General features: G+C 64.4%; 26 protein-coding genes. 18 read left to right on the top strand and 8 right to left on the bottom strand.

What is annotated here, in order from left to right:
- Nucleotides 1–197: 197 nt before the first annotated feature.
- From ACQ4W4_RS26365 to ACQ4W4_RS26355, 3 genes are all read right to left on the bottom strand, one after another.
- Nucleotides 198–1,208: a substrate-binding domain-containing protein gene (locus ACQ4W4_RS26365; protein WP_436544475.1), complete on the bottom strand. Its 1,011-nt coding sequence runs from the start codon at nucleotides 1,206–1,208 to the stop codon at nucleotides 198–200.
- A 296-nt stretch (nucleotides 1,209–1,504) separates the two neighbouring features.
- Complete coding sequence (locus ACQ4W4_RS26360; protein ID WP_436544474.1) at nucleotides 1,505–2,725, bottom strand: maltoporin; 1,221 nt, start codon at nucleotides 2,723–2,725, stop codon at nucleotides 1,505–1,507.
- 219 nt (nucleotides 2,726–2,944) lie between these two features.
- Complete coding sequence (locus ACQ4W4_RS26355) at nucleotides 2,945–4,480, bottom strand: MFS transporter (protein WP_436544473.1); 1,536 nt, start codon at nucleotides 4,478–4,480, stop codon at nucleotides 2,945–2,947.
- A gap of 133 nt (nucleotides 4,481–4,613) precedes the next feature.
- Here ACQ4W4_RS26355 and ACQ4W4_RS26350 point away from each other — a divergent pair, with 133 nt between their 5' ends.
- The 3 genes from ACQ4W4_RS26350 to ACQ4W4_RS26340 all read left to right on the top strand — a co-directional run bounded on the left by ACQ4W4_RS26350 (nucleotide 4,614) and on the right by ACQ4W4_RS26340 (nucleotide 8,709).
- Nucleotides 4,614–5,540, top strand: coding sequence for a LysR family transcriptional regulator (locus ACQ4W4_RS26350; RefSeq protein WP_436544472.1), 927 nt, complete (start codon nucleotides 4,614–4,616; stop codon nucleotides 5,538–5,540).
- Nucleotides 5,541–5,852: 312 nt separating this feature from the next.
- The gene (locus tag ACQ4W4_RS26345; RefSeq protein ID WP_436544471.1) at nucleotides 5,853–6,974 is read left to right on the top strand and encodes a patatin-like phospholipase family protein; all 1,122 of its coding nucleotides are present in this window, start codon (nucleotides 5,853–5,855) and stop codon (nucleotides 6,972–6,974) included.
- Nucleotides 6,975–7,062: 88 nt separating this feature from the next.
- Nucleotides 7,063–8,709, top strand: a complete 1,647-nt coding sequence (locus ACQ4W4_RS26340; protein WP_436544470.1) for a methyl-accepting chemotaxis protein — start codon at nucleotides 7,063–7,065, stop codon at nucleotides 8,707–8,709.
- Between the two features lie 236 nt (nucleotides 8,710–8,945).
- Here the strand turns inward: ACQ4W4_RS26340 and ACQ4W4_RS26335 are convergent, their stop codons facing one another.
- Nucleotides 8,946–10,169, bottom strand: a complete 1,224-nt coding sequence (locus tag ACQ4W4_RS26335; protein WP_436544501.1) for an FAD-dependent monooxygenase — start codon at nucleotides 10,167–10,169, stop codon at nucleotides 8,946–8,948.
- Between the two features lie 137 nt (nucleotides 10,170–10,306).
- Here ACQ4W4_RS26335 and ACQ4W4_RS26330 point away from each other — a divergent pair, with 137 nt between their 5' ends.
- The 7 genes from ACQ4W4_RS26330 (at nucleotide 10,307) to ACQ4W4_RS26300 (ending at nucleotide 16,286) form a co-directional block, all read left to right on the top strand.
- Nucleotides 10,307–11,224: a LysR family transcriptional regulator gene (locus ACQ4W4_RS26330; RefSeq protein WP_436544469.1), complete on the top strand. Its 918-nt coding sequence runs from the start codon at nucleotides 10,307–10,309 to the stop codon at nucleotides 11,222–11,224.
- 630 nt (nucleotides 11,225–11,854) lie between these two features.
- Nucleotides 11,855–12,625, top strand: a complete 771-nt coding sequence (locus tag ACQ4W4_RS26325) for a creatininase family protein (protein ID WP_436544500.1) — start codon at nucleotides 11,855–11,857, stop codon at nucleotides 12,623–12,625.
- Nucleotides 12,626–12,679: 54 nt separating this feature from the next.
- Complete coding sequence (locus ACQ4W4_RS26320; RefSeq protein ID WP_436544468.1) at nucleotides 12,680–13,957, top strand: YncE family protein; 1,278 nt, start codon at nucleotides 12,680–12,682, stop codon at nucleotides 13,955–13,957.
- Nucleotides 13,958–13,967: 10 nt separating this feature from the next.
- A complete protein-coding gene (locus tag ACQ4W4_RS26315; protein ID WP_436544467.1) occupies nucleotides 13,968–14,573 on the top strand; it encodes a pyridoxamine 5'-phosphate oxidase family protein in 606 nt (201 codons plus the stop codon).
- Nucleotides 14,574–14,644: 71 nt separating this feature from the next.
- Nucleotides 14,645–15,016, top strand: coding sequence for a VOC family protein (locus tag ACQ4W4_RS26310; RefSeq protein ID WP_436544466.1), 372 nt, complete (start codon nucleotides 14,645–14,647; stop codon nucleotides 15,014–15,016).
- Nucleotides 15,017–15,043: 27 nt separating this feature from the next.
- The gene (locus ACQ4W4_RS26305; protein WP_436544465.1) at nucleotides 15,044–15,379 is read left to right on the top strand and encodes a hypothetical protein; all 336 of its coding nucleotides are present in this window, start codon (nucleotides 15,044–15,046) and stop codon (nucleotides 15,377–15,379) included.
- Nucleotides 15,380–15,659: 280 nt separating this feature from the next.
- Nucleotides 15,660–16,286, top strand: a complete 627-nt coding sequence (locus ACQ4W4_RS26300) for a phasin family protein (RefSeq protein ID WP_436544464.1) — start codon at nucleotides 15,660–15,662, stop codon at nucleotides 16,284–16,286.
- Nucleotides 16,287–16,392: 106 nt separating this feature from the next.
- Here the strand turns inward: ACQ4W4_RS26300 and ACQ4W4_RS26295 are convergent, their stop codons facing one another.
- Nucleotides 16,393–17,415, bottom strand: coding sequence for an alpha/beta hydrolase (locus ACQ4W4_RS26295; protein ID WP_436544463.1), 1,023 nt, complete (start codon nucleotides 17,413–17,415; stop codon nucleotides 16,393–16,395).
- 105 nt (nucleotides 17,416–17,520) lie between these two features.
- Nucleotides 17,521–18,411, bottom strand: a complete 891-nt coding sequence (locus ACQ4W4_RS26290; RefSeq protein ID WP_436544462.1) for a LysR family transcriptional regulator ArgP — start codon at nucleotides 18,409–18,411, stop codon at nucleotides 17,521–17,523.
- Nucleotides 18,412–18,615: 204 nt separating this feature from the next.
- Here ACQ4W4_RS26290 and ACQ4W4_RS26285 point away from each other — a divergent pair, with 204 nt between their 5' ends.
- Nucleotides 18,616–19,221 (top strand): LysE/ArgO family amino acid transporter, encoded by a 606-nt coding sequence (locus tag ACQ4W4_RS26285; RefSeq protein WP_436544461.1) that lies wholly within the window; start codon nucleotides 18,616–18,618, stop codon nucleotides 19,219–19,221.
- Here the strand turns inward: ACQ4W4_RS26285 and ACQ4W4_RS26280 are convergent, their stop codons facing one another.
- The gene (locus tag ACQ4W4_RS26280) at nucleotides 19,222–20,664 is read right to left on the bottom strand and encodes a coniferyl aldehyde dehydrogenase (RefSeq protein WP_436544460.1); all 1,443 of its coding nucleotides are present in this window, start codon (nucleotides 20,662–20,664) and stop codon (nucleotides 19,222–19,224) included.
- Between the two features lie 147 nt (nucleotides 20,665–20,811).
- Here ACQ4W4_RS26280 and trxC point away from each other — a divergent pair, with 147 nt between their 5' ends.
- The 5 genes from trxC (at nucleotide 20,812) to ACQ4W4_RS26255 (ending at nucleotide 23,606) form a co-directional block, all read left to right on the top strand.
- Complete coding sequence (gene trxC / locus ACQ4W4_RS26275; RefSeq protein WP_436544459.1) at nucleotides 20,812–21,264, top strand: thioredoxin TrxC; 453 nt, start codon at nucleotides 20,812–20,814, stop codon at nucleotides 21,262–21,264.
- A gap of 70 nt (nucleotides 21,265–21,334) precedes the next feature.
- Complete coding sequence (locus ACQ4W4_RS26270; protein WP_436544499.1) at nucleotides 21,335–21,844, top strand: MarR family winged helix-turn-helix transcriptional regulator; 510 nt, start codon at nucleotides 21,335–21,337, stop codon at nucleotides 21,842–21,844.
- Nucleotides 21,841–22,587 (top strand): HEAT repeat domain-containing protein, encoded by a 747-nt coding sequence (locus tag ACQ4W4_RS26265; RefSeq protein WP_436544458.1) that lies wholly within the window; start codon nucleotides 21,841–21,843, stop codon nucleotides 22,585–22,587. Before ACQ4W4_RS26270 ends, ACQ4W4_RS26265 begins: the two co-directional genes overlap by 4 nt.
- Before the next feature lie 18 nt (nucleotides 22,588–22,605).
- Nucleotides 22,606–22,941 carry a DUF6616 family protein gene (locus ACQ4W4_RS26260; RefSeq protein ID WP_436544457.1) on the top strand — a complete coding sequence of 112 codons (336 nt, stop codon included), beginning with the start codon at nucleotides 22,606–22,608 and terminating at the stop codon, nucleotides 22,939–22,941.
- Between the two features lie 62 nt (nucleotides 22,942–23,003).
- Nucleotides 23,004–23,606: a DUF1287 domain-containing protein gene (locus ACQ4W4_RS26255; protein WP_436544456.1), complete on the top strand. Its 603-nt coding sequence runs from the start codon at nucleotides 23,004–23,006 to the stop codon at nucleotides 23,604–23,606.
- Here ACQ4W4_RS26255 and pdxR read toward each other — a convergent pair.
- Complete coding sequence (gene pdxR / locus ACQ4W4_RS26250; RefSeq protein WP_436544455.1) at nucleotides 23,563–25,047, bottom strand: MocR-like pyridoxine biosynthesis transcription factor PdxR; 1,485 nt, start codon at nucleotides 25,045–25,047, stop codon at nucleotides 23,563–23,565. The genes ACQ4W4_RS26255 and pdxR overlap by 44 nt on opposite strands.
- 103 nt (nucleotides 25,048–25,150) lie before the next feature.
- Between pdxR and ACQ4W4_RS26245 the strand changes: the two genes are divergently transcribed.
- Nucleotides 25,151–25,591 (top strand): carboxymuconolactone decarboxylase family protein, encoded by a 441-nt coding sequence (locus tag ACQ4W4_RS26245; RefSeq protein WP_141168623.1) that lies wholly within the window; start codon nucleotides 25,151–25,153, stop codon nucleotides 25,589–25,591.
- Between the two features lie 80 nt (nucleotides 25,592–25,671).
- Nucleotides 25,672–25,968 carry a hypothetical protein gene (locus ACQ4W4_RS26240; protein ID WP_436544454.1) on the top strand — a complete coding sequence of 99 codons (297 nt, stop codon included), beginning with the start codon at nucleotides 25,672–25,674 and terminating at the stop codon, nucleotides 25,966–25,968.
- Nucleotides 25,969–26,158: the final 190 nt, after the last annotated feature.

The following is a 26,158-nucleotide window of genomic DNA, read 5'->3' as shown; positions in this document are numbered from 1 at the left end:
TATGAAATGAGTATAGTTCAAAGCGCTTTGAAAAGTAAAGCGATACACGCACCAGACATACGATTTTTTTATGAGGGTGATTCAGGGCGGGAAGGTGGGAGGGCCGGGGTCAGACCCGCCGGGGGAATGCGTCCCAATGGGAGGCATTCCGATCACGCTGACCCCAGCTTTCTGCTGCGGGCCAATACAATATTTAGCTACATAATTACCGGCCCGGCCGACTCGCCCGGCAGCAGTTCGCACGGCCACAGTTCCTGCAGGTCGGTGACGGGCGTGCCGTCCATCAGGGCCAGCAGCATGTGGATCATCTTCGCGCCGGCGCCGCGCGGGTCGGGCTGGACGACGGTGGTGACGTTGTGGCCGGCCAGGGAGTCTTCCATCACGCCCCAGACGATCAGCGACATGTCGCGGCCGATGGCGATGCCCGCGTCGAGCAGGGCGCGCACGGCGCCCACGCCCGACATGTGGTTGTCGACGATGACGGCGGTAGGGCGGGGCGAGCGGGCCAGCAGGCGCTGCATGGCCTGGTAGCCGGCGCGGCGGTCGTGCGCGTTGTCGACCAGGTTGTCGGGGTCGACGGCCAGGCCGCCCGCCTGCATGGCGTGCTGGAAACTCTCGACGCGCTGGCGCACGAAGTTCAGGTCCGGCGTAGCGCTGATCAGGCCGATGCGCTGGTGGCCCAGCTGCGCCAGGCGTTCGACGGCCAGGCGCATGCCGGCCTCGTTGTCGTAGTCGAACCACGCGTGCGGCTGGTTCAGCTGCGTGCGGCCATGCGCGACAAACGGCATGCCCTGCTGCGCCAGGTAGGCGATGCGCTCGTCGAACGGTTTCGTGCGCCCGACGATCAGGCCATCGATGCGGCGGCCCTTGACCATGCGTTCATAGGTGTGGAATTCATTGGTGGCCGAGGCGGGCGCGATCATCATGTCCATCTGCTGCGCTTCCAGCGCTTCCGACATACCGCCCACGATGTCGATGAACATGGGGTCGGCCAGGTCGTTCGGCATCAGCGGGTAGATGATGCCGACGATGTTGGTGCGCCCCACGGCCAGGCTGCGCGCCATGGGATTGGGGCGGTAGCCGGCCGCCTGCGCGGCGGCCAGCACCCGCTCGCGCGTGCGTTCGCTCACTTCCGGATAGCCATTCAAGGCGCGGCTGACGGTGGTTTCGGATATTCCTAGCGTTTTGGCGAGATTTTTGAGGTTCATGGATGCTGCGTATGGGGTGGGTCGGGAGCGGTGCGATGAAGGGTAGTTTATCTGATAAATGCCGGAATGATCAGGGGGATGACCAGCGGCGGCGGCGCCCAAAAAAATACGCGGGCAAACCCAGGGGCGCCCGCGCTAAAAGAGGATACTGCTGAATCACTACATTGAAGCTGCCGGCCATCGCGTGCAGCGGCGAAATGGTGGGTCCGGATACTGCCTGCTCCTTTAATAGCGAGCGGTGTTGCTGCCACCGGCAAGCGTCCGGGGACGCTTGCCAACGTTCTAGCGGCCTGCGATTACCACCAGCTTTCCACTTGGAAGCCGACGGAGCTGCCATTGGTCTTGCCACCGAACACGCCCGTCGACGACAGCGCCGATTCCGCGGCGGCGGCCGACTGGGCTGCCTTGTTCCATTTGGCGTAGGTGTAGAAGGCGCGCAGCACGGGACGCGACCAGAAGCTGTTGCCGGCCGACAGTTGCGGCGCGAAGGTCAGCTTGGTCAGGTTGCGGCTTTCGCCGCCTTCCGGCTTGACGATGTCGTGGCCCAGTTCCACGGCCAGACTGTAGTTGTCAGTGAAGTGGTAGACGGGGCGCGCGCCGATCGACGTCCACTTGCTGCTCACGCCTGCTGTTTCCTTGTCTTCGTAGACGAAGGTGCCCATGCCCGACCACGAACCTTTGGGCTGGATCATGATCTGTTCCGTCAGGCGCACGACCTTGTCATCCTTGCCGGCGCCCAGGCTGAAGCCGCCCGTGTTGGCCGCGCTGCCTTTGCCGTACTGCAGTGCCACCTTGTTGAAGCCGCCCAGCAGGTTGCCTTGCGTATGCATGATGGTCAGCAAGTGGCCGCTGGCGATGGGTGCCGCGCCTTGCGCGTTGCGTTTCTGGTTGAATTGCAGGCCCAGGGTCAGTTCGCCGTCCGGGTTGACCTTGATGCCGGAGAAGCGCAAGTCGTGGGACAGGCCCATGCGCTTGCTGTCGCCGTCGTCGGCCGTGCGCACGATGGCGTAGGCCAGCTTGGCCGCGCCCAGGTCGATGTTTTCCAGGCCGGCGCCAGGGCCGCTGTTATTCCAGAAGTAGTAATCGGTGATGTGCACGTCCTGGCGGTCGTAATAGCGCTTGCCGACCCAGGCGCGCGCTTCGGCGAAGGCGCCCGTGCCGATCTTGTCCGCCACCACGTTCATTTCGCGCCACGACGGGTCCGATTGTTCCCAGTCCTGGTTCTGGTTGACGGAAAACGCCACCAGGGTATTGATGCGGAAGGTGGTGCCGTTGGCTGCCTTGAAGGCTTCGCCGCCGAATTTCAGCTCGCCGTAAGTTTCGCACTCATTGCCCAGACGATATTTGGACGAGGCGCCGGCCAGGCCGAAACACGCTTCCTTGCCGCCTTCGCTGCTGGTGCCGAAGCCCGAGCGAATGTAGCCGCCGAAGTCGATTGGCAGGGCAGCCTGGGCGGCCGAAGCGCTCAAAGCCAACGCCACGGCGGCAGGCAAAGTTTTCAAGAAATGTTGGTTCATTGTGTCTCCAGAGTTTTTATAGGTGTGGGATCGGCGCGCATCACTTTGCACAACCAAAGCGCTTTAACTATGTTTCAAAGCGCTTTGAGTATAGTTCAAAGCGCTTTGATCAGTAAACTAGTTTTGTTCTTTGAATTCTTCCTAAACTTTTGATGTGTTGCGGAGAAACATCAGGCAGGGCGGCGGCGCGCGGGCGCCGCCGTGTATGGCAGGAGGAAATCAGGAGGAGGCGTCGCAGGCGGGTATGGTGGCCGAGTCCGTTGCGGCAGGGGCAGGATGCCGCAGGAAGACCAGAATCAGCAGGGCCGAGGCCGTGGTAATGCTGGCCAGCACATACAGCAAGTGGCGGAAGGCCGTGCCGTACGCTTGTGCCAGTTCGGCGGCGCCCGCCTGCGTCAGCAGGGTAGACGCATGGCGCAGTTCGCCCAGCGCCAGGAAGGAGCCTGCGTGCGCCGCCTGTTCCGCGCCGATGCCGGCGGTGCCACCCAGCGCTGCGACAGTAAACGTGCCCAGCAGCGCGCTGACGATGGCCAGCGCCAGGCCTTCGCCCGCCACGCGGGTCGTATTGAAGATGCCGGCCGCCATGCCGGCCCGCTCGACGGGCACGACGCTGATAGCCAGGCCATCCATCAAGCCCCAGGGCAGGCTGATGCCGCAACCGATCAGCAGCAGCGGTCCGATCAAGGTCGTGGGCGACTGGCCCGGCGCACACGTCGATAGCCACAGCAAGCCGCCCGCCGCCAGCAGCAGGCCGCAGGCGCAAATGTGCGCGGCGGCAAGGCGCTGCGCCGCCATGCCGGCCAGGACCGGCAGCACCAGCATGGGCGCCGACAGGGCGATCATCATGCGTCCCGCTTCCAGCGCGCTGTAGCCTTCGATGCCGATGAAGCGCGCCGGCAGCAGCACCAGCAGCACGACAAAGGAAAACGCGGGCGCGGCCGCCAGCAGTTGCACGCCGGCAAAGGCAGGCAGGCGGAACAGGGTCAGATCCAGCATGGGCCGCGCCGCGCGCCGCTCCACGCGGATGAAGATGGCCAGCAGCAAGGCCGCGCCGCCGAGCAGCCCCAGGCTGGCGGGGCTGTTCCAGCCACTGTCGGGCGCCTGCAGCAAGCCATACGTAAACAAGGAGAGCGCGCCGGTAAACGTCAGGGCGCCGGGCCAGTCGACGCCTTGCGCCTGCGGGTCGCGCGATTCGCGCATGGCGCGCGCGGCGGCCAGCAGGGCGGCCAGGCCGGCCGCGGCCGTGGCAATGAAAATGGCGCGCCAGCCTGTGCGGGTGATCAAGGTGCCGGCCAGGAAGGGGCCAAAGGCCAGGCCCACGCCGAAGGCCGTGCCGATCAGGCTGAAGGCGCGCGCGCGGCCGGGGCCGTCGAATTCCTGCGCCAGGGCCGCCAGTCCGCTCGACAGCGCCATGGCGCAGCCGAGGCCCTGGACGGCGCGCAGCACGTCGAGCCACAGGATGGCGGGCGCGGCCGACAGTGCCAGCGCGGCGGCGGAAAACACAGCCATGCCCAGCAAGAACACGCGCTTGCGGCCGTAACGGTCGGCCAGCGCGCCGGCCACCATCAGGCAGCCGCCAAAGCTGAGCATGAAGGCATTCGTGATCCATGCCAGCGCCAGCGGCGTGCCGCGCAGGTCGGCGGCGATGGCGGGAATGGCGATGGCCGGCCCCGTAAAACTGAGCGGCATGCATAGCGCGGCCAGGCAGACGGCGGCCAGCACGAAGGCGCGCCGGGCCGGAGAGGCAGGTTTCATACGGTGATGCGTATCCATGGGAATGATTCCAGAAAGAGGGAATCCGATGATAATATGGACGCAATGGGTAAAAAAGTGGCTGAAAATCCACTCATAACGGACAAATATTCCCCAATCAGCATGGCGAGATGACATGGATAATCTGAACGGCATTGCCGCCTTCGTGCGCGCGGCGGAAACGTGCAGCTATGTGGCGGCCGGGCGGCTGCTCGGCGTGTCGGCCTCGGCCGTCGGCAAGAGCGTGGCGCGGCTGGAAGAAAAGCTGGGCGTGCGCTTGCTCAACCGCAGCACGCGGCGCATCAGCTTGAGCAACGAGGGCGCGCTATTCTACGAACGCTGCCAGCGCATCCTGGCTGACCTTGGCGATGCCGAGGCGGAACTGTCGCACCTGGCCGAGGCGCCGCGCGGCAAGCTCAAGGTCAGCCTGCCCGTGATCGGCTACCGCATCATCCTGCCCCTGCTGGCCGACTTTACGCGCCAGTACCCGGAGATCGAGCTCGACCTCGATTTCAACGACCGCCTCGTCGACGTGGTGGCCGAAGGCGTCGACGTGGCCGTGCGCAGCGGAACGCTCACCGATTCGCGTCTGATGGCGCGCGAACTGGGACCGTTTGCCTTTGCCATCGTGGGCGCTCCCGCGTATTTCGCCCGCCATGGCGTGCCGGCCACGCCGCGCGCGCTGGAAGGGCACGCCTGCGTGCGCTATAAATTCCCCACCACGGGCAAGTTGCAGGAATGGGCGCTGCAGCGCGCCGAGGGCGACAGCGGCGGCGAGTTGCGCCTGCCGACCGCCTTGACCTGCAACAATATCGAAGCGCTGATCGGCGCCGCCACGCAGGGCGTGGGCCTCGCTTATTTGCCTGACTTTATCGTGCGCGACGCCATCGCGCGCGGCGAACTGCAAGCCGTGCTGGCCGACAGCTTGCTGTACTCGAGCAAGTTCTGGGTGTTGTGGCCGTCGAGCCGCCACCTGTCGCCCAAGATCCGCGTCTTTGTTGACCATCTGTGTACCCACCTGCATTTTTCCTCGCCCCCTCCCGACCCTGCCTCCATCGCTTGATGCCCCTGGCCGCCGCGCCGGCGGCGGGTTGGGGAATATTCCTACCCCAAAGCGATTAATCCTAAGGCGCTAAATTTATATTTGCTGCGTCGCATCAAGCAATGCCGCACAGCATCTGCTTATGCCCTTCCTGAATACCAGTCATACGTTATTGAAATTGCCATATGGCATTTATTTATGTTAATTTCATATCTGTTTCTGCAACATTGCATCTGCCTGGCAGTTGCGGGAACATGCGCAGGATTAGGCGCCATAAGCGTGTAGTAACCAACAATTAAGGGGTGACTGCCCCGTTCCGTTCAGGGAGTGTGCATGAAGACAGTGATGACGACGCCGCCGGATCCGGTGCCAGCCGCGACCGCGAAACCGGCAGGCAAAACGGGTTTGCTGCTGGGTGGCGGTGCACCAAATTCCACCTTGATCGCTGGCGCCCTGGCCGCTTTCCTCGATGAGGGCATCGAGTTCGACGTCATATCCGCGTCCGGCGCGGGAGTGTTGATGGGTTTGCTTTACACGACGCCGCATGAAGCCACGCCGCGCCAGGCCTTGCAAAGCTGGGCCGACACGGGTGTGGCCGACAGCATCTACAAGATGATTCCGATCAACTACAAGGTGTTCCAGAAGCCGGGCATGCGTGCGAGCACCTTCCGCGACGCCTTCCAGCCGCCTGCCAACAATCCCTTTTTTCAGGCCTTCCAGCAAACGTTTGCGGGCGTGCCCACGGCCTGGTCGGACTGGGGCAAGCTGATGGTGTCGTCGCTGTCGCCATCGGACCTGTCGGCGAAAAGCCTGGGCCTGTGCGCGCATTTGCCCTTCCTGGAAAAAGCCGTGGATTTCTCGGGCGTGGCGCGCATGCGCCCCGATTTCTACATCAATGCCTATAACCTCAGCGAGCACCGCATGCAAATCTGGGGCAAGCACGAGATCGAGCCCATCCACGTACGCGCCGCGCTGTCGTTTCCCTTCCTGTATGCGCCCACGACCATCAACGGCGACGACTACATCGAAGGCGCGGCGCTCGACACGCTCAATTTCGACCCGTTTATCGAAGGCAAGGGCGAACACCATGACGCCGACACCCTGGTCATCCTTGACATCCTCGGCGACGAGCGGCTGCTGCGCAAGCCGCGCAACCTGTACGACGCCTGGGTGCGCTCCATCATCACGCCGCTGGTGAAAATCTCCAAGAGCGAGCTGCGCCTGTTCGAACTCGAGCACAACACGGATGCGCGCACAGGCCAGCCCAAGCGGCGTTTGCTCAAGCTCGACCTGATGGGCGGCATCCCGGAACAGCACTGGCCCGACACCCTGGACTGGTCCAGTTCGAACATGCAGCTGCTGTTCGATGTGGGCCACAAGGCGGGCCTGGCGTTTTGCCGCCAGCATGGCGACTTGCTGCGCCGCACGCCGGACGCCGCGCCGCTGGCCGCTTAGCACCGCCAGCAACCGATCCCGGCCACCCGATCGGCAGCTACTCATCCTGCCTGGCCCCGCCAGGCTGCTCTTTTGACTGTGAAACACCATGAATATCACCAAGCAACTCATTTTGACTCTCACCATCGCCTTGCTGGCCCTGCTCTTGCTGGGCGCCGGCGGCGCCATCCAGCTGCAGCGCGCCCAGGAGCGCTTCGACACCGTGCAAAATCGCATCATTCCCAGCATCCAGGGCCTGAATGCGGCCAAGGGTTTCCTGGCCGATTCGCGTCTGGCCGGCTACCGCCTGTCCGTGTTCTCCAACCTGGCCGACAAGACGGCGCTGGACAAGGCCGTGGCCGATGCCAACACGAATTTCGACAAGGTCATCGCCACCTACCGCGCCGAGCGCCTGTACGACGCGACGGACAGCAAGATGCTCGACGCCGACCAGGCCGCCATGGAAGCGTACCGCCGCGCGCTGGTGCCGTTCTTTGCCGCCGCCTACGCGGGCGACATGGATGGCGTGCGTGCCACCTTGCTGGCCGGCACGCCGCTGGCCATCACGGCTGCGGCCGCCAAGAAAAGCATGGATGACCATATCGCCTACAACAACAAACTGGTCGATGATGTCAAAGCGGAAAGCCTGGCCGCCTACGATACGGCGTTCAACACCATGCTGGCCGTGCTGGGCGTGGCCGTGTTGCTGACGGGCGCGCTGGCCTGGCATATCTACCGCACCATCAGCGGCGGCCTGGGCAATATCGAACACACCTTGGAGCGCGTCAGCGCCTCGCTGGACCTGTCCGCCGCCATGCCCGTCGAGCGCATGGATGAAGTGGGCCGCACGGCCACCGCCTTCAATAAATTCCTTGAGCGCATCGTCGGCGTGATCGCCACCGTGCGCGCCTCGGCCGATACGGTCAGCGTGGCGGCCGCGCAGATTTCCGCGGGCAATGCGGACCTGTCCGTGCGCACGGAGCAGCAGGCGTCGTCGCTGGAAGAAACGGCCTCCAGCCTGGAAGAGCTGACCTCGGCCGTGCGCCAGAATACGGACAATGCGCGCCAGGCAAACTCGCTGGCCGTGTCGGCCTCGGACGTGGCGCGCAAGGGCGGCGCCGTGGTGGCGCAAGTGGTGGGCACGATGGGTTCGATCAACGAATCGGCGAAGAAGATCGCCGACATTATCGGCGTGATCGACGGCATTGCCTTCCAAACCAATATTCTGGCGCTGAACGCGGCCGTGGAAGCGGCCCGCGCAGGCGAGCAGGGCCGCGGCTTCGCCGTGGTGGCAACAGAGGTGCGCAACCTGGCGCAGCGCTCGGCGGCTGCCGCCAAGGAAATTAAGGGCTTGATCGAGGATTCCGTCGACAAGGTCAACACGGGCAGCGCGCTGGTCGACCAGGCGGGTGCGACGATGGAGGAAATCGTCGCCAGCATCCGCCGCGTGACGGACATCATGGGCGACATCGCCAACGCCAGCCACGAGCAAAGCGCCGGCATCGAGCAGGTGAACCAGGCCATTTCGCAAATGGACCAGGTCACCCAGCAGAACGCGGCGCTGGTGGAAGAGGCGGCCGCCGCTGCGTCCTCGCTGCAAGACCGCGCCGTGGAACTGGTCGACGTGGTGGCCGTATTCCGCCTGCGTGGCGATGCCAAGGGTAAATCGCTGACGGTGGCGGGCGGCTTGCCAGCCCCGGCTGCTGCCTCGGACAGCCGGCGCCTGGCACTGCCGGGCCGCAGCGCCCGCGCTTGATCGTTGTAACCGCCCCGGTACGCCGGGGTTTTTCTTTGGTGATGTCACTGTCTCGTGCGGGAGCGTGGATGTTCCGAGTCTCCCCATTGCAGGCATACGAACGGGTGACAGAAGCCTTGACTTCACTCCGTTTCACAAGCTTATCAAATGAAAGTGTCCGAAAATGCCAGGCTCGCTCAATAGTGAGGCGTCTCGCGGCCGGAGACGCCATGCGGTGGCTACATTGGCACAGTCTTTCAGAGGCGGTACAGACTGCCGGAGCCAGCGCTGTCCACCGGCGTGCCGTCCGTGCAGCCGGCCATCGGCAAACCCTGCGCCCATCCTGCTGCCAAGGCATGCACGTCACGCAAGGGATCGGACGCCTTGGCCCGCTCATTGCGAATGCGGCAGGCTTCAGGATCAGTGGCAAACAGCCCGCGCGCGAAAACGCGACCCTGCTCGGCCAGCTTCGCGGTCTTCGGCCGGCGGAGCTCCGCGAAGCGCAGCAAGGCGTCATCGAGGCAGCCGTCCGTCCCAACCAGACACCGAGCCAGATGCCAGGCGTCTTCCAGCGCCTGACAAGCGCCCTGGCCAGATGTCGGCAACGGCGCGTGCGCCGCATCCCCCACGAGCAGCACATTCGCCCGGCTCCACGTGTGCAGCGGCTCCAGGTCGTGCACGGCGATCAGTCGGACGGCATGCGTCGGTGTCGCCTGGATGATGCGGGTGACAGGCTCCGGCCATCCCGCGAACAGATCCTCAATCTCCTTACGCATATCCGCTGCGGGCGCCGCCCCCGGCAATGGCCGTGCCTGCGCCGCCGCCCAGTAGACCAAATCCGGCCGGACCGCCACGCAACCGAAGCGATCCCCCGAGCCCCAATAATCCCGAATCGCGATATCGCCCACCAATGCACGCTGCGCCTGCGCCACACCCACCCAGTTCACGAAGCCCTGATAAACTGGCGTGTTGTCCCCCGCGACGAACCGGCGTGCCACCGAGTCCATGCGGCCATCGGCGCCGATCAGCAGATCCGGACGAATGCTTACCCCGTTTTCGAACCGCGCCACGGCTTTGCCGCCAGCATCGAGGTCGATCGCCACCGCCCGATGCCCGAATTCTACCGGGATCCCGGCCTGTGCCGCATGATCCAGCAGTACCGCTTGCAAGTCCCGGCGCAAAATCGTATGGGTCGGATGTCCCATAATCTGGTCTAGCAGCGCAATATCGATGCCCCCCAAAGAATTGCCCGCGGCATCCTGACGGTGCATGGCCACTGGCCGGCCTCCCACTGCAGCGATGTCTTGCAGCAGCCCTAGTTCCTCTAGCACAAAGCCGGCATTGGGCCAGAGCGTAACGCCAGCCCCCATCGTCGCAGGCTCCGCCCGGCGTTCATATACGCGGGGACTGTACCCCTGCTTGCTCAAGGCAAGCGCCACGCTCAACCCTGCAATGCCGCCGCCAAGTATTCCGATTTCGATGCTGAAGCTCTCCTATTCAATCCGTCCCGATGCGCCGCCGACGGCGGTCCATCGGACGAGACGGCATCTTAAATTCCGCCACTGTGGAGTACTAGTATGTGAAAATGGGCGGCTTTCATACCTTAATCGGGATAATCATGCGCAATGCCCTCGACCTGAATACAGTCCGCGTTTACGTGGCGGTCGTCGATGAACAAAGCTTTGCCGGCGCGGCACGCCTGCTGACCCTGCCATCTTCCAACGTCAGCCGCCACGTCGCCTCGCTGGAACGCATGCTGGGCGTGCGCTTGCTGGAACGCAGCACCCGCCACCTGCGCATGACGGAAGCTGGCACGCTGCTCTACGAACGCGCAAAGCCCTTGCTCGACGCCTTGCTCTCCACCGAGGAAGAGCTTGGCGCAGTACAGGGTGAACTGCGCGGCACCCTAAGGATGTGCATGCCAGGCGAAGCGCCAAGGCTGCTAGCTCCTATCCTGGCCGAATTCTGTAGCCTCCATCCCGGTGTCGAGCTGGAGTGCGACACGCGCCTGACCGGTCTGGAAGCTCTCCGGGAAGACATGGACCTGTCCATCGTCTTCCATCGTGGGCGCCAGGATGACAGTACCTTCATCACCCGCGAACTCGCTACGCTGCCCAGCATCGTGGTCGCGGCGCCCGCCCTGCTGGCCAAAACTGGCATACCGCGCCACGTGCGTGAACTTAGGTCATTGCCTTGCATTACCACCTTGAGTGCGTTAAAGGGCCAGCCCTGGCAGTTTCTCGACGCCACAGGCGAAATCGTGAAGATATCCGTGCGTAGCCGCTATCGTGTTAACAGCGGAGAACTGGCATTGGCGGGCGCGCGGCAAGGCATCGGCTTCGCGATAGTGGCGGCCTATCCATGCCAGGAAGATCTTGCCGCAGGCCGCTTGCAGGAGGTGCCGCTGGACTTGATCCCTGCGCCGCTGCAATTGCTTGGCGCGTACAGCCATCGGCATTCCGTGACTGCGCGGGTTCGGGCTTTACTGGAATTCATACAGATGCGCTTGGAAGGAGTCGGGAGCGGCTCAAGATGAAAATCGAGTCGAGGAACGCGCCCGAATAGCCGAATGTCTGCTCCAGGGCTGCGGTTTCCGTCGTTGGCATGTTCCGCGCCGTTGCGAACCTTCTAGTCCTATTTCGTCGAACCATCGGCGACCCGGCCGCATACAGCACGCACACGATGCGCGGGACGAAGCCAACACTCATTTACCGACGCATAAAAACAATTCAATTATAGTGCTCTTGCCTTTCTGTTCGAACCAGGCGTTGCCAGACAAGTTCGGGAAGGCCTTCCCAAGACGATGCGCTCGCTCAAGGCCTGTGCCGGGCAGCGCACCGAGACTCCCCGCAATGACAAGGCGGGCGAGGCTAACGCGACAACCGTCTGATAGATAGTTTCCCCTCGTCAATTCCTCGCAAACTGCCGCGCCAAATTAACGTGCCGTTCCCGTCATGATGGAATACAATTCTTGCGTGGCAGCCAGCTTGCCTGGCAAGGCCGGGCACGGCGTCACGTTTTGACCTCGGAAAGATGTAGGCTTATGACTCTGCAGTCCCCCTCGCAAACGGCGCCTTGCGCGCCATCCACGCTCCGCCTTTCACGCAAGCCCCTCGTTTCCCTGTTCGCCCTGACTTTTTCTTGTCTGCTGGTCGCGGCGCCGGCCATGGCGGCCGCGCCTGCTAGCGGCAGCGTCATGCTGGAGGAGCTGACCAGCACGGAGTTGCGCAGCCGTATCGAGCATGGCGCAACGACCGTGCTCGTGCCGATCGGCGGCGTCGAGCAGAGCGGGCCGTATATCGCGCTGGGCAAGCACAATGTGCGTGCCGGCCTGCTGGCGCGGCAGATTGCGCAAAAGCTGGGCAATACCATCGTCGCCCCCGTCGTTTCCTACGTGCCGGAAGGCAGTATTTCGCCGCCGGCCGGCCACATGCGCTTTGCCGGCACGATCTCGATACCGCCGGCCGCCTTCGAAGCCGTGCTGGAAGGGGCGGCCGCCAGCTTGCGCCAGCATGGCTTCCGCGACATCATCTTTATCGGCGACCATGGCGGTTACCAGAAGAACGAGCAGAACGTGGCCAACAAGCTCAACCGCGCCTGGGGCAAGGCGCCCGCCGGCAAGGACGCGCACGCGTATGCCTTGCTCGATTACTATGACATTACGCAATCGGCTTATATTGCCGAACTGCAAAAGCGCGGCCACAGCAGCGCCGAGATCGGCCTGCACGCAGGCTTGGCGGACGCGGCGCTGATGCTGGCGACGGACCCGTCGCTGGTGCGCAGCGAGGCCATGGCCCATGGTCCGAAGCCCGGCGTGGCGGACGGCGTGCGCGGCGACGCCACGCGTGCCACGGCTGAACTGGGCCAGATCGGCATCAAGCTGCAGGTGGACACGTCGGTGGCTGCCATCAAGCAATTGCTGCAACGCAATAAATAATTCCGCTGGAAGTGCTGAACTTCCGGCTTTTGCAACGAAACGACGCGAAATCACATGAAAAAATCTCAACGACGCACCATCGTTACCTTATCCGCCCTGGCTGCCGCACTGGCCGGTCTGGGCGTGGCCAGCCAGGTCATCGGCGCCAGCACACCGGCCCCAGCCGCAGTCGCTGCGGCGCCGGCGGCAGCCTATTCTCCGCTGCCGGGCATGCCGCCGCTGGTCGATCCGAAAAACGTGTACGGCAGTATCGCCAGCAGCAATATGAGTCCCGTCGTCAAGGATCACCTGCGCCGCGTCTACGTGCCCAACCTGCGCTCGAACGACGTCTACGTGATCGACCAGGACAGCCTGAAAGTGGTGGACAAGTTCAAGGTCGGCAGCGGTCCGCAGCACGTGGTGCCGTCGTGGGACTTGCGCACCCTGTGGGTGGCGAACAATGCCGAGCGCACGGACAAGGGCAGCCTGACGCCGGTTGACCCCTTGACGGGCAAGCCGGGCAAGGAAGTACCCGTCGACGACCCCTACAATATGTATTTCACGCCGGACGGCAAGTCGGCCATCGTCGTGGCCGAAGCGCGCCACCGCCTCGATTTCCGCGATCCGAAGACCATGGCCATGCAGTATTCGATCGACACGCCCCAGTGCGGCGGCATCAACCATGCCGATTTCTCGAATGACGGCCGCTACGCCATGTTCACCTGCGAATTCGACGGCACCATCGCCAAGATCGACCTGGTGGGGCGCAAGGTCGACGGCTATCTGAAATTGCAGATGCCGGCCAAGCGTTTTGCCGAGTCCGGCCCCGTGGGCGGCCCGGCCAATGAAATCTGCAGCGTCAAGAAGGGCATGCCGCAAGATATACGCATCTCGCCGGACGGCAAGAAATTCTTCATCGCCGACATGGATGCCGACGGCGTGCACATCGTCGATGGCGCCACCCTGAAGGAAATCGGCTTTATCCAGACGGGCGTGGGCGCGCACGGCCTGTACCCCAGCCGCGATGGCAAGAAATTGTACGTGGCCAACCGCGGCACGCACCGCATCCACGGCAAGCGCAATGGCAAGGGCAGCGTCAGCGTGATCGATTTCGCCACGGAAAAAGTGGTGGCGAACTGGCCGATTCCCGGCGGCGGCAGCCCCGACATGGGCAACGTGAGCGCCGACGGCAAGTACCTGTGGCTGTCCGGCCGTTTCGACGACGTGGTGTACCGCATCGATACGAACAGCGGTGACGTATCCAAAGTGAAAGTCGGCCAGGAGCCGCACGGCCTGACCGTATGGCCGCAGCCGGGCCGTTATTCGCTCGGGCATACGGGCAACCTGCGCTAGCGGGGGGCACATGGGAATCGATTCGCTGGAGCAACTGCGCGCGCATTATCCGCCCGCGCAGGGGCGGGCGCTGAGCAAGCAGCTCGGCTACCTCGACCCGCATTGCATCGCCTTCATCGGGCTGTCGCCGTTCGCCGTGCTGGCCACGGGCGGCGCTGGCGGACAGCTCGACGCCTCGCCGCGCGGCGGTGCGCCCGGTTTCGTGCACGTGCTCGATCCCCATACCCTGCTGCTGCCCGATGCCAAGGGCAATAACCGCCTCGACAGTTTCAGCAATATTGCCGAGACGGGGAGGGCGGGGCTGCTGTTCATGATCCCCGGCGTCGATGAAACCTTGCGCGTGAATGGCGAAGCCAGTCTTAGCGACGATCCGGCGCTGCTGGCGTATTTTGCAGGCGAGCGCAACCCGCCGCGCCTGGTCATGCGCCTGCGCGTGGCCGAAGCTTATTTGCACTGCGCCAAGGCCCTGATGCGTGCGCGCCTGTGGGATGGCGCGGCCCAGGTCGAACGCTCCGTCTTGCCGACGATGGGCCGGATGATCGGGGACCAGACGGGAAGTACTGGTCCTCTGGAAACACAGGAGCAGATGGTCGCCCGCTACGCGCCCGATCTGTAGCTTTGCTTGCTTAAAAAGCAATGTTGGTGCATACTGCCCTTCCTTTCCCACTGCCTGCAAGGAGCTCCATCATGATTCTTGATCACATTGGTTTGACTGTCAGCGATGCCCAGGCCAGCAAGGCCTTCTTTTCGGCCGCCCTGGCGCCCCTGGGCGTGTCGGTAGTGATGGAAGAGCAGGGCTGGGTTGGCATGGGCAAGGATGGCAAGCCCGATTTCTGGTTCGGCGTGGGCGGCACGCCGCATGCCGGCATGCATCTCGCCTTCGCGGCGGACAACCGCGCCCAGGTGGACGCGTTCTACAAGGCCGCGCTGCAAGCGGGCGGCAAGGACAATGGCGCGCCTGGCATCCGCGCACTGTACCACCCGAATTACTATGGCGCTTTCGTGCTGGGGCCGGACGGTCACAATGTCGAAGCCGTCTGCCACCGTCCCGAGCCTTGATGCCGGACACTACCTGAAGAGAGCAGCATGAAGCACAGCGCCACCCTGTTTGCCGATGAAGCCGGTCGCTATGCCTACGTCAAAGCGGGTTTTTCCTGGCCGGCCCTGTTCCTGGGTTCGTTCTGGGCTGTCGCGAAGCGCCGCTGGTGGCTGGTGCTGCTCATGCTGGCGATGGATGCGTGCCTGTGGTTCGGCAGCCATCTTGTCACCGAAATGCGCATCGGCCCGATGATGCTGCTGATGGCCGGCGCGCAACTCAGTTACCTGCTGGCACGCGGCTGGTATGGCAACCGCTGGCTGGAAGCGTCACTGCGCAGCCATGGCTACAAGCCCGTCGTGCCGGGCACGGGCGCCGCTGGCTGAGCTTGCCTGACACAGATTTTCCTTTCCATTACTGACGTTTGCCAAGAGCAAGCCGTCCAGCGCAAACTTTTTGCGCAGCCCAGCGCACCTTTGATCCAGATCATGCCTCACCTGCGGTGCTCACGTAGCCTTGGGACTCGCGTTGCAAAGCATCTTCCCACCAATCGGATATGTTTTTTCGCGTTTCGTGGCGTAGCCCGGCCGTCTGTCTCACCGTCCGACAGCCGGTGGTGTCGCCATCTGTTTATGTCCACCCAACCGCTAATTAATGAGGAACTCCATGTATCCATATTCCCGTAGTGTTACCCCCGCCGCCAAAAACCATCTGGAAGCGCAACTGGCTTTCTTCAATGGCCTGTCGAAGTCCTTGTTTCAGTCGGTGCAGCATTTCAGTGACCTGAACATGCAACTGGCGCAAGGCTTGCTGGAAGAAAGCACGGTCACCAGCCAGAATCTGCTGACGGTCGAGCGCGCAGAAGATGTGTTCCAGGTGGCCGCCGCCTCGGGCCAGCCAGCCGCCGAGCAACTGCGCAAGTATCAGCAACAGTTGTCGCGCCTGGCGGCCGATACGCAGGTCGAACTGGCCAACGTGGCAGAGCGTCATGTGAATGAAACGAGCCGTACCGCCAAGGCCCTGGCCGAAGAAGTGGCCCGCACGGCGTCGGAAGAAACGGAGAAAAACGTGCGCAAGCAGCAGGAAGCGATGCAGCGCATGGCCGAACCGTTCCAGGCCTATCAGCAAAACGGCGCCAGCCGCGAGCAGCAACGCCGTGATGGTCAAAGCCTGCAAAGCGCCAGCCACCAGGGCAGCCAGCAGTCGTCCGGCAGCGAAAGCTCGGCCAGCGGCAGCGCATCGCAAGCGGGCTCCGCTCAAAGCAAGAGCAGCAGCGCCAGCCGTAAAGAGTAAGTACGAAGCTGTTTGCAGCTGAGCCGCATCGCGAGGGCCGAGCCTCGCTATGCGGCCAGCCGGCAGGCGGCATTGTGCGTATTGGTTTGGGCAGAGCGCCCGCCCTTCACGGGGCGGGCGTTTTGTCGTAGGCGTGCAGCTCCGGGGCTGGCGTGCCAGTGCCAGGTGAGCGGAGCGGCAAGGCCAGGCCTGCCGGCAAGGCGGCATCTGACAAGACTGCGGGCAAGACCGCAGACGAGACCGCGTTGCCGGCGCCACTGTTTGCATCGATGAAGGCGCTGACGGCGTCCAGCGTGGGCGCCAGCCTGTACAACGGGGCCGCCAGCGTGGCGACCAGGGTGGCGTGGCCCACATGGTCGAAATAGGTTTCCGTCACGGACCGGTGCAGCGCGCGCAAGGCGCTGGCCAGGCCGCCCGTGTTGCGTTGCGGATCGACGAGCTTGTCCTTGCCGGGCAGGGGGGCGATCAGCAGGGCGGGCGGGGCGTCGGCCGTCACGTGATGGATGGGCTGCGAAGAGGCGGGCGTGTCCGGGTAAAAGAAGACGGGCCGGGTGGTGGTATTTTCGATCGGCAGGAAATCATAGGGGCCGGCCAGGCCTATCCAGCCCCGCAAGTCGTGCGGGCGCATACCGTGGCGCGCCAGTAGGCTGGCGTCGAGCGCCACCATCGCCGCATTGTAGGCGCCGGCGCTATGGCCCATGACGAACAGACGCGTAGGATCGCCGCCATAACGGCTCGATTCCATCGCGGCCCAGGCCACGGCGCGGGCCGCATCCTGCAAGATCTCGGGGTAGTGCACGTCCGGATACAGCCGGTAGTCGGCGATCACGGCCAGGTAGCCGCGCGCCGCGAGCGCGTGGCCAACGAAGGCATAGTCGGCGCGCTCGCCCGTCGTCCAGTTGCCGCCATAAAAGAACACCACCACGGGCACGGGTCCCGTGCGGGTCTTGGGGGCGTACACATCGAGTTTCTGCCGTGGCAGGGGGCCGTAGGACAGGCCGCGCGTCACTTGCGAGGCGCTGCCGGACGACAGGGCATTGATGGCCATCAAGGGCGAGCAGGCGGCCAGGCCGGCAGCGAGCGGGATGGCCGCCAGCAAACCGAGCAGGGTGGTGCGCAGGATCGTCATGCTGGCTCCCGATGGTGATGGCTGATGCTTGCAGTGTAGGCCAGGTTGGGCAGGGCGCACACGGGGAAGTTGCTGTCTGGCATAGATAAATGTGGCATGCGTCAATCAATCCTGTAACAGCCATTTGCGCGCCGTGGCGATGACGGCGTCCGACAGGGTGCGCGTGAGCGGCGTCTGGATATCCCAGGCATGCCAGGTCAGGGGCACGTCGAGCGCCTGCCCGGCCGCCACGTCGACGAGCCTGCCGGCGGCCAGCGCCGTTTCCGCCTGCAGCAGGGGTACCATGCCATAAGCATAGCCCGCTTCGATGAAGCGCACGAAGTCGCGCGCCGAACCGAGCACATGATGCGGATAGCGGCCCGTGTAGCCGAGGCGGTGCTGCAGGTAGCGCTCGTGCAGCGCGTCCTTGCTGCCGAAGGTGATGGCGGGCGCCTGGCTGACGGCTTCCACCGTAAATCCATGGGGAAACCATTGTTGCGCAAACGAGGGCGAGGCCACGCACAGGTAGCGCATGCCGCCCAGCGGCGTGGCCGTGGTGCCGGCCACCAGGTCGTTGGCGCTGGTGACGCAGGCAAACACGCGTCCTTCGCGCAGCTGACTCAGGGTGTGGTCCTGGTCGTCGAGGCGGATATCGAGCAGGCACGACGGTGGCGACAGCAGCGGCCCCAGCGCTTCCGGTATCCAGGTGGCGGCGCTGTCGGCGTTGACGGCGATGGCCAGCGCCGGCAATTGCGTGGTGGGGCCCGGCTGGGCGTCGAGCGCAGCTTCGAGCAGCTTGACTTGCCGGTAGTGGGCGATCAGACGCTGGCCCGCTTCCGTCGGCAGGGGCGGGTGGCTGCGGATGATCAGCAAGGTGCCTTCCAGGTTTTCCAGGGTGCGGATGCGCTGCGACACGGCCGGCTGGCTGATCGCCAGCGCCTGCGCGGCCTTTTCAAAGCTACCCAGGCCGATCACGGCGTCGAGGGCGGCCAATCCTCGGTAATCGACGACGCGCATAAGTTTCTCTTATATATGGTTAGAATCATTCATTATACTTATATTTACTTTTTCTTTACACTGTTGAAATAGGGTAACAACTCCACTCTGCCGCGCGGTCCCCCTGGTTCCGCACCACCCTCCACCTACCTCTGATGACTTTGCCGTTGCCGGCAGAGCGTGGGCGGCCGTGCGCGTGATGGAAAGCAATAGAAAGGAATCGATATGGACAGCGCAATTTTCTTGAAAGGCATGGGGCTCGGCGCGAGCCTGATCGTGGCCATCGGCACACAGAACGCCTTCTTGCTCAAGCAGGGCCTGAAGCGCCACTACGTGCTCACCTGCATTCTTGTATGTTTGCTGTGCGACGCCATCCTGATCACGGCCGGCGTGGCCGGCATGGGCACCTTCATTGCCGACAATCCCAATTTCCTGCTGTGGGCCAAGGCGGGCGGCGCCACCTTCCTGATCGCCTACGGCTTGCGCGCGGCCAAGTCGGCCTGGCGCCCGACGGCCATGACGGTGTCGGCTGCCAAGGCGCCCGAAGGCTATTGGGCCGTGATCGGCGCGGCGCTCGCGTTCAGCCTGCTGAACCCGCACGCCTTCCTCGACACGGTTATCCTGCTCGGCTCGATCGGCGGCCAGCATGAAGGCGTGGGACGCTTTCACTTCGCCGGCGGCGCCATCATGGCGTCGGCCCTGTGGTTCTTCCTGCTGGGCTTTGGCGCCCGCTACCTGGCGCCCGTGTTTGCCAAACCCATGGCGTGGCGCGTGCTCGACGGTATCATCGCCCTCGTCATGTGGGCCATCGCCGCGTCGCTGTTCCTGTAATCAGCGGGTCAGGAAGGCCAGCACGCGGCTGGCCAGCTTGCCATACGGCGGACGCAGCAGTGTCAAGGCGCTGTAGCGGGCCTGATAAAACACGGGCCGCAGCTTGCTGAACGTGTGAAAACCTTCGACGCCGTGGTAGTGGCCCATGCCGGACTCGCCCACGCCGCCGAAGGGCAGGTCGTGCTGGCCGACATGAAACAGGGCGTCATTGACGGACACGCCGCCCGACATCACGCGTTCGATCAGCAATTGCACGGTCTTGGCCTCGTTGCTGAAGGGGTAGATGGCCAGCGGGCGCGGCCCCGCGTTGATGCTGTCGATCACGGTGTCCAGGTTCGCATAGTCGCGCAGCGGCAGGATGGGGCCGAAGATTTCCCGCGTCAGCAGCAGGCTGTCCTCGGGGGCGTCGAGCACGATATGCGGCGCGATCTTGCGCGTGGCGCGGTCGTGGCTTGGTCCCGGCAACAGCGAAATCACTTGCGCGCCCCGTGCGCGTGCCTCGTCGAGCGCCTGCAACAGGCGTTCAAAGGCGGCTTCGTCGATGATGGACGTATAGTCGGGCGTGTCCAGCCCCGGGTAGCGCGTGGGCACGATCTGGCGTGCATGCGCGACGAAGGCGGCGACGTCCGCTTCGGGCAGCCAGGCATGGTCGACGCTCGTGCAGATCTGGCCCGCGTTCAGGCACTTGACGAACAGGATACGCTCGGCTGCCGTGCGCACGTCGAAACCGGCGCAGACGATGGCCGGCGCCTTGCCGCCCAACTCCAGGGTGACGGGGCACAGATTGCGCGCGGCCGCCGCCATGACGGCCCGGCCCGTCAGGCCGGAGCCCGTAAACAGCAGGTGGTCGAACGGCAACTGTGAAAACGCGATGCCCACGCCGCCCGTCTCGTCAAAGAACTGCAGTTTTTCCGGTGGAAAATAAGCAGGCATGGTGTCGATCAGCAGCCGGGCCAGGTGGCGCGAGTTTTCGCTCATCTTGACCATGGCGCGGTTGCCGGCGGCGAAGATGTACGTCAAGGGCACGAGGCTCAGGTTCACGGGGAAATTCCACGGCACGATGACGCCCACCACGCCCAGCGGCTGCGGGATCACGCGGTTGCGGGCGCCCGGGAAGGTGTGCCAGTCCACGCCACGCCGTTGCGGCCGCATCCATTTTTTCAACTGTTTCAGTACGTGGTCGATGCCGTCGATGGCGGGAAAGATCTCCGCCAGCAAGGTTTCGTGGTGGGAACGGTTGCCATAATCGGCGCTGATCGCCGCGCACAGCGCCTCATTGTGGTCGCGCAGGAAGCGCTGCAAGGTGTGCAGGTCGCGCTTGCGCTCGGCAAGCGTGGGCACGGGGTGGGCCAGGTGGGCGGCACGCTGCAAGGCCAGGGCGGCGGCGAGGTCCGCGTGGGCAGGCGGGGTGTTTAACTCCATGTTTTCTGCGACATCAGGCATTGTTTTCCTTGGCTGGCCCGGCAATGTGCGCGCCGTTCCGGCACACTATAGTGGACTATGTGAACATGCGCCGCCAGCATGCCGACGGCGCCGTTCGATACGCCGTAAAATGTGCGGCAACTGTACGCCACCTTTTCCAGGAACGCCATGACTTCGACCACGCCAGATTCCCTGCACATCGTGTGCCCCCATTGCGACGCCGTCAACCGCTTGCCGGCGACCCGGCTGATTGAGCAGCCCACCTGCGGCAAGTGCCAGAAGGATTTGTTTACGGGCCAGCCCGTGGACCTGGCCAGCGCCCGTTTCCTCAAGCATATCGAACGCAGCGACATTCCCGTGCTGGTGGACTTCTGGGCGCCGTGGTGCGGCCCGTGCCGCAGCATGGCGCCCTTCTATGTGCAAGCCGCCAAGACACTGGAGCCGGCGTTCCGCGTCGTCAAGGTGAATACGGAAGCGTCGCCGGACCTGGGCAGCCGTTTCAATATCCGCAGCATTCCCACGCTGGTCCTGTTTCGCAGGGGCGCGGAAGTGGCGCGCCAGCCGGGCGCCATCGATGCCAATGCCATCGTCGCCTGGGCAAGGGACAAAGCCCGCCTTTGAACCGACAAGAAAGCCATTGAGGTTTTCCATTTGACATTTGATATGGCGCCATATTATATTGCGCCATATGATAAAACTCGAACAGAAATACACGGCCTTGCTCAGCGACGTGCAGCGCCGCGCCAGCGGTCTCGACATGGCGCAGTCCACGGCGCGCTTGCGCCTGTGCTTTGAAGTGCTGGGTCTGGCGTCGGCCGTCGATGGCGATTGCGCCGCGCGCCTGGGCCGGCATGGCTTGTCGGAAGGCAAGTTCGTCTTGCTGGCCCTGCTGCGCGACGTGCCCGAGGGACTCTCGCCGCACGCACTGGCCGAGCGGGCCGGCGTGACGCGCGGCACCATCACGGGCTTGCTCGACGGCATGGAACGCGACGGCTTCCTCGCGCGCCATCCTGACCAGCTCGACCGGCGCAAGCTGCTGGTGCGCCTGAGCGCCAAGGGAGAAGGCGCCGCCGCGACCCTGGTCGACGAGCACGCGCAATGGATCGCCAGCCTGTTTGCCGATTTCACGCCGGACGAAATGCAGCTATTGAGTGCGCTGCTGGAAAAGGCCTGGCGCAAGACGGACCGGGGTGCGGTATGAGCGGCGGCATCGCCGACATCGCTCCCGCGCGCCTGGCCCTGCTGAACGGGGGCAGCGTGGCCAGCGCCACCCTGACGGAAGGGCTGGCCATCGATTTCGCCCAGTTGCTGTCCGCCGCCGTGCCGGGAATCGGCGCCGCCCGCCTGGAGCGGATGCGCGCGCTGGAAGCGGCCGGCATCACCAAACGCATGGCCTTGGCGGCGCAATTGCTGCTGGAGGCCAACGTTGATCTTGCGCAATTGCAAGCACATGCGTCCGACACGGTCCGTGGCTGGGCCTGCTTTGCCATCGCCGCCCAAACTGGCTTGACCTTGCCGCAACGGCTGACGGCCATGCGGCCGCTGGCCGACGATGGCCACTTCGGCGTGCGTGAATGGGCCTGGCTGGCGCTGCGGCCCCATCTGGCGGAGCGTCTTGATGAGGCCATTGCCTTGCTGGCGCCATGGACGGCGGACCCGTCGGAACGCCTGCGCCGTTTCGCCTGCGAAGCGCTGCGCCCGCGCGGCGTGTGGTGCGCGCATCTTGCCCGCTTAAAAGAAGAGCCGCAGCTGGCCTTGCCCCTGTTGCTGCCCCTGCGCGCCGACCCGGCCGTCTACGTGCAGGATTCCGTGGCCAACTGGCTCAACGATGCGGCCAAGAGCCAGCCGGACTGGGTGCGCGGCCTGTGCGCGCAATGGCTGCTGGACAGCCCCGCTGCCACCACGGCACGCATTTGCAAGCGCGCCCAGCGCTCGCTTTCTTAACTTTTTGGAGGAAAAAACATGCATTACCTGTTGGAGCTGTACAGCCCGAAACCCGCCTGGCTGGCCCTCGACGGCGCCGCGCGCCAGGCGTATTTCGACACGGTGGGGGCCGGCATGGCGGCCTTGTCCGGCAGCGGCGCCGAAGCGCTGGCCATGGGCGCCGTCGATGGCGGCAAGCTGCATGCGGCTGCCCAGCAATTCTATGCCGTCTGGCGCTTTCCGGACGAGGCGGCACTGGACGCCTTGCTGGCCGGTATCGCCGCCACGGGCTGGCATGATTATTTTGACACCGTCAATGCGGCGGGACCGGCCGTGGATTTCCCTGGCCACCTGGCACAATTGGCCGGCGTCTAGGCGTCCGCCGTTTTTCTTGCCGCTGCGGTAGAGTTGGCATTTCCATCCGACCACCGACGTTGATGCCGATCAAACCGCTTTTCACCGTGATGCTTGCCCTGGCGCCCCTGCTGGCGTCGGCCGTTCCTGCCACCCCGCAAGCCCTCGTCGCCGCCGCCCGCAAGCAGGTGGGCGTGACCCTGCAGTACGACCCGCGCTATGAACGGCTCGCCTATCCGGGCGGCGACGTGCCGCTAGCACGTGGCGTGTGCACGGACGTGGTGGTGCGCGCCTACCGCCAGCTGGGGCAGGACTTGCAGGTACTGGTGCACGAAGACATGCGCAAGGCTTGGCAGGTGTACCAGCAGCAGGGACGCTGGCAGATGAAGGGGCCGGACCGCAATATCGACCACCGCCGCGTGCCGAACCTGGGCACCTACTTTGCCCGCCACGGCACCAGCCTGCCGCCGAGCAAAGAAGCAAACGCTTACCGCGCGGGCGACATCGTCACGTGGCGCCTGCCGCGCAACCTCACGCACATCGGCATCGTCAGCGACAAGCAGTCGTGGAGCGGCGTGCCGCTGATCATCCACAACATCGGCGAGGGCGCGCGCGAGGAGAATATTTTATTCAGTTATCCGATCACGGGGCACTATCGCTGGCAACCCGGCCGGCAATCCCGCTGAGGGACAGGGGCGCGATCTCCTGCAGGATCGCCAGCACCTTGGCCAGCGCCGTGTCGATATCGAGCTTGTCGATGGCGCCATAGCCGAGGAACAGGCCTTCATGACGGGCGGGGCCGTGGTAAAAACCGGCCAGCGCATACAGGCTGATGTCGGCCAGGCGCGCGCGGCGCAGCAATTCGGCGATATCGAGCGGCGCCTGCGCCAGCGCCGCCACGTGGAAGCCGGCGCTGGCCGGCACCAGGCGGAACCATGGGGCCAAGGGGCCGTTGAACCAGTGCTGCAGCCGCTCGCGCCGCCCTGCATAGATGTCGTGGCAACGGCGGATATGGCGCAGCAAATGGCCATCGCCGATGAACTTGGCCAGCGCATGCTGGCCCAGACTGGCCGTATGGCAATCGCTCAGGTATTTCACCGTCTGCACGGCGGCCACGATGGCTTGCGGCAGCACCACATAGCCGAGCCGCAGTTCCGGCAGCATGATTTTGGAAAAGCTGCCCACGTGCGCGACGATGCCGTAGCGGTCCATGCTTTGCAGCGCATCCTCGGGCCGGCCTTCGTAGCGGAAGGCGCTGTCGTAATCGTCCTCGATGATGATGGCGCCCAGCTGCTGCGCCCGTTCCAGCAAGGCATGGCGGCGCGCCATGCTCATCGGCATGCCGAGCGGAAATTGATGCGCGGGCGTGACATAGATCAGCCGCGTGCCATCGGGAATCTGGCCGACCATGATGCCATCCTCGTCCACTTCGACGCCCACCACGCGCGCGCCCTGGCTGGCGAACACGGCGCGCGCCACGGGGTAGCCGGGTTCTTCCACGGCCACCGTGTCGCCCGGTTCCAGCAGGGTAAGCGCGAGCAGGTGCAAGGCTTGCTGCGCGCCGCTGGTGACAAGTACCTGTTCCTCGGTGCAATGGATGCCGCGGCTGAAGGCGGCATGGCCGGCGATCGCCGCGCGCAAGGCGGGCATGCCTTCCGCGGGGCCATAGCGGCCCCGCGCCTGGCCGCCCTGGCGCAGCGCGTACAGCATGCAGGCGCGCCATTCGTCCTGCGGGAAGTGCGCTGGCGTGGCGCGTCCGCCGATGAAGGCGTAGCGCGCCGGCGTTTCCTGGTTGGCGCGGCGCAGGGGCGTGGGCGTCGCTTCCCAGCGGGCGATGCGTTGCGCGCTGGCCAGCGGCGCGCTGGCGTGGCGGCGCTGCGGCGAGGCATGCGGCGTCTGCACGAAGCTGCCCACGCCGACTTTGCCGACCAGCAGCTTTTCATAGCCGAGTTTGTCATATACGTCGGACACCGTCTTGCGCGACAGGCCCAGCTGGCTGGCCAGCAGGCGCGAGGGCGGCAATTGCTGCCCGTCCGTCAGCCGGCCCGAGCGGATGGCCTCGCTGAGCTGGCGGTACAGCTGGCCGCCCAGGTCGCGCGTGCCGTCGATCAGGATATGTAATTCCATGGAGTATCTGTTGGTGGTCTGCCGTTTTTCGGCAGGATTGGCCTGCCGCGCGCGCTGCTTGCGCTTCTACAATGGTGCATCTCTACTCATCAAGGAATGCATCATGACACAGCAACGACTCGATTTTACACAAGCTTCGCCGGACGCCGTCAAGGCCATGTACGCGCTGGAAGCGGCCATCGCCAAACTGGGCGTGGAACACTCGCTGCTCGAACTGATCCGCCTGCGCGCCTCGCAAATCAACGGCTGCGCCTTTTGCGTGGACATGCACACGAGCGATGCGCGCAAGGCGGGCGAAACGGAGCGCCGCCTGTATGCCGTGTCCGTCTGGCGCGAAACGCCGTTTTTTACGGCGCGCGAGCGGGCCGTGCTGGCCTGGACGGAAGCGCTGACCCTGCTGCCGCAAAGCCAGGCGCCCGATGACGTGTATGCGGCGCTGGCGCAGCAATTGACGCCGGCGGAAATGGTCAACGTCACCCTGGCCATCGGCTCCATCAATACCTGGAACCGCCTGGCCGTGGGTTTCCGCAAGATGCCCGAATAAATCCTGTGTTCGTTCGCGAACAGACGCATGGCCGCTCCCTGCGTAGTCTGGCAGGACGATTGATCAGCCAGGGAGCAGCCATGCAAGTACCTATCGGGGAAGGCGCCGAAAAGACGCCGCAGCAGGAGGAAGAGGCGCGCCGCGAATTCATCGCCGAACTGTGGCGGCGCTTTGAAGCTTTGCAGGAATGGGCCGTCAGCCACTGGCCCGACCAGCAACACCCCCTCAGTTCCGCCGACTTCGTCGAGACGCGCAAGGAAATCTTGAGCTTGCGTTCGCCGGCCGGTTCCTTGAACCAGCCGGCGCAGCGCAATGAGGTGGAACCGGAGCAGGGCGGGGCGCAGTATCTGGATGTGACGCCTGCGCCCTGGCCGTAGGTCGGATTAGCGCTTGCGCGTAATCCGACGTCACCCGCCAACAATGTTGTCGGATTACGGTTCTGCGAACCTGATCCGACCTTGTATTCTTCCCCTCATGCCGTTCGTGGTATTGCGAACGGTATCGACCGCTGTCAAAATCTTGGTAGGCATATCAAGACCGGGTAACTGGATGCCGTATCCGCCCTTA

The organism is Janthinobacterium glycogeni, assembly GCF_051380725.1.
Lineage (GTDB): Bacteria > Pseudomonadota > Gammaproteobacteria > Burkholderiales > Burkholderiaceae_D > Janthinobacterium.
The sequence above is the reverse complement of the archived record's forward strand: the minus strand, read 5'-3'. Positions and strand labels throughout refer to the sequence as shown.

Coding starts and splice junctions, on each gene's coding strand:
- ACQ4W4_RS26365 (WP_436544475.1), bottom strand. CDS start 1,208: ATGAACCTCAAAAATCTCGCCAAAACGCTAGGAATATCCGAAACCACC.
- ACQ4W4_RS26360 (WP_436544474.1), bottom strand. CDS start 2,725: ATGAACCAACATTTCTTGAAAACTTTGCCTGCCGCCGTGGCGTTGGCT.
- ACQ4W4_RS26355 (WP_436544473.1), bottom strand. CDS start 4,480: ATGAAACCTGCCTCTCCGGCCCGGCGCGCCTTCGTGCTGGCCGCCGTC.
- ACQ4W4_RS26350 (WP_436544472.1), top strand. CDS start 4,614: ATGGATAATCTGAACGGCATTGCCGCCTTCGTGCGCGCGGCGGAAACG.
- ACQ4W4_RS26345 (WP_436544471.1), top strand. CDS start 5,853: ATGAAGACAGTGATGACGACGCCGCCGGATCCGGTGCCAGCCGCGACC.
- ACQ4W4_RS26340 (WP_436544470.1), top strand. CDS start 7,063: ATGAATATCACCAAGCAACTCATTTTGACTCTCACCATCGCCTTGCTG.
- ACQ4W4_RS26330 (WP_436544469.1), top strand. CDS start 10,307: ATGCGCAATGCCCTCGACCTGAATACAGTCCGCGTTTACGTGGCGGTC.
- ACQ4W4_RS26325 (WP_436544500.1), top strand. CDS start 11,855: ATGGCGGCCGCGCCTGCTAGCGGCAGCGTCATGCTGGAGGAGCTGACC.
- ACQ4W4_RS26320 (WP_436544468.1), top strand. CDS start 12,680: ATGAAAAAATCTCAACGACGCACCATCGTTACCTTATCCGCCCTGGCT.
- ACQ4W4_RS26315 (WP_436544467.1), top strand. CDS start 13,968: ATGGGAATCGATTCGCTGGAGCAACTGCGCGCGCATTATCCGCCCGCG.
- ACQ4W4_RS26310 (WP_436544466.1), top strand. CDS start 14,645: ATGATTCTTGATCACATTGGTTTGACTGTCAGCGATGCCCAGGCCAGC.
- ACQ4W4_RS26305 (WP_436544465.1), top strand. CDS start 15,044: ATGAAGCACAGCGCCACCCTGTTTGCCGATGAAGCCGGTCGCTATGCC.
- ACQ4W4_RS26300 (WP_436544464.1), top strand. CDS start 15,660: ATGTATCCATATTCCCGTAGTGTTACCCCCGCCGCCAAAAACCATCTG.
- ACQ4W4_RS26295 (WP_436544463.1), bottom strand. CDS start 17,415: ATGACGATCCTGCGCACCACCCTGCTCGGTTTGCTGGCGGCCATCCCG.
- ACQ4W4_RS26290 (WP_436544462.1), bottom strand. CDS start 18,411: ATGCGCGTCGTCGATTACCGAGGATTGGCCGCCCTCGACGCCGTGATC.
- ACQ4W4_RS26285 (WP_436544461.1), top strand. CDS start 18,616: ATGGACAGCGCAATTTTCTTGAAAGGCATGGGGCTCGGCGCGAGCCTG.
- ACQ4W4_RS26280 (WP_436544460.1), bottom strand. CDS start 20,664: ATGCCTGATGTCGCAGAAAACATGGAGTTAAACACCCCGCCTGCCCAC.
- trxC (WP_436544459.1), top strand. CDS start 20,812: ATGACTTCGACCACGCCAGATTCCCTGCACATCGTGTGCCCCCATTGC.
- ACQ4W4_RS26265 (WP_436544458.1), top strand. CDS start 21,841: ATGAGCGGCGGCATCGCCGACATCGCTCCCGCGCGCCTGGCCCTGCTG.
- ACQ4W4_RS26260 (WP_436544457.1), top strand. CDS start 22,606: ATGCATTACCTGTTGGAGCTGTACAGCCCGAAACCCGCCTGGCTGGCC.
- ACQ4W4_RS26255 (WP_436544456.1), top strand. CDS start 23,004: ATGCCGATCAAACCGCTTTTCACCGTGATGCTTGCCCTGGCGCCCCTG.
- pdxR (WP_436544455.1), bottom strand. CDS start 25,047: ATGGAATTACATATCCTGATCGACGGCACGCGCGACCTGGGCGGCCAG.
- ACQ4W4_RS26245 (WP_141168623.1), top strand. CDS start 25,151: ATGACACAGCAACGACTCGATTTTACACAAGCTTCGCCGGACGCCGTC.
- ACQ4W4_RS26240 (WP_436544454.1), top strand. CDS start 25,672: ATGCAAGTACCTATCGGGGAAGGCGCCGAAAAGACGCCGCAGCAGGAG.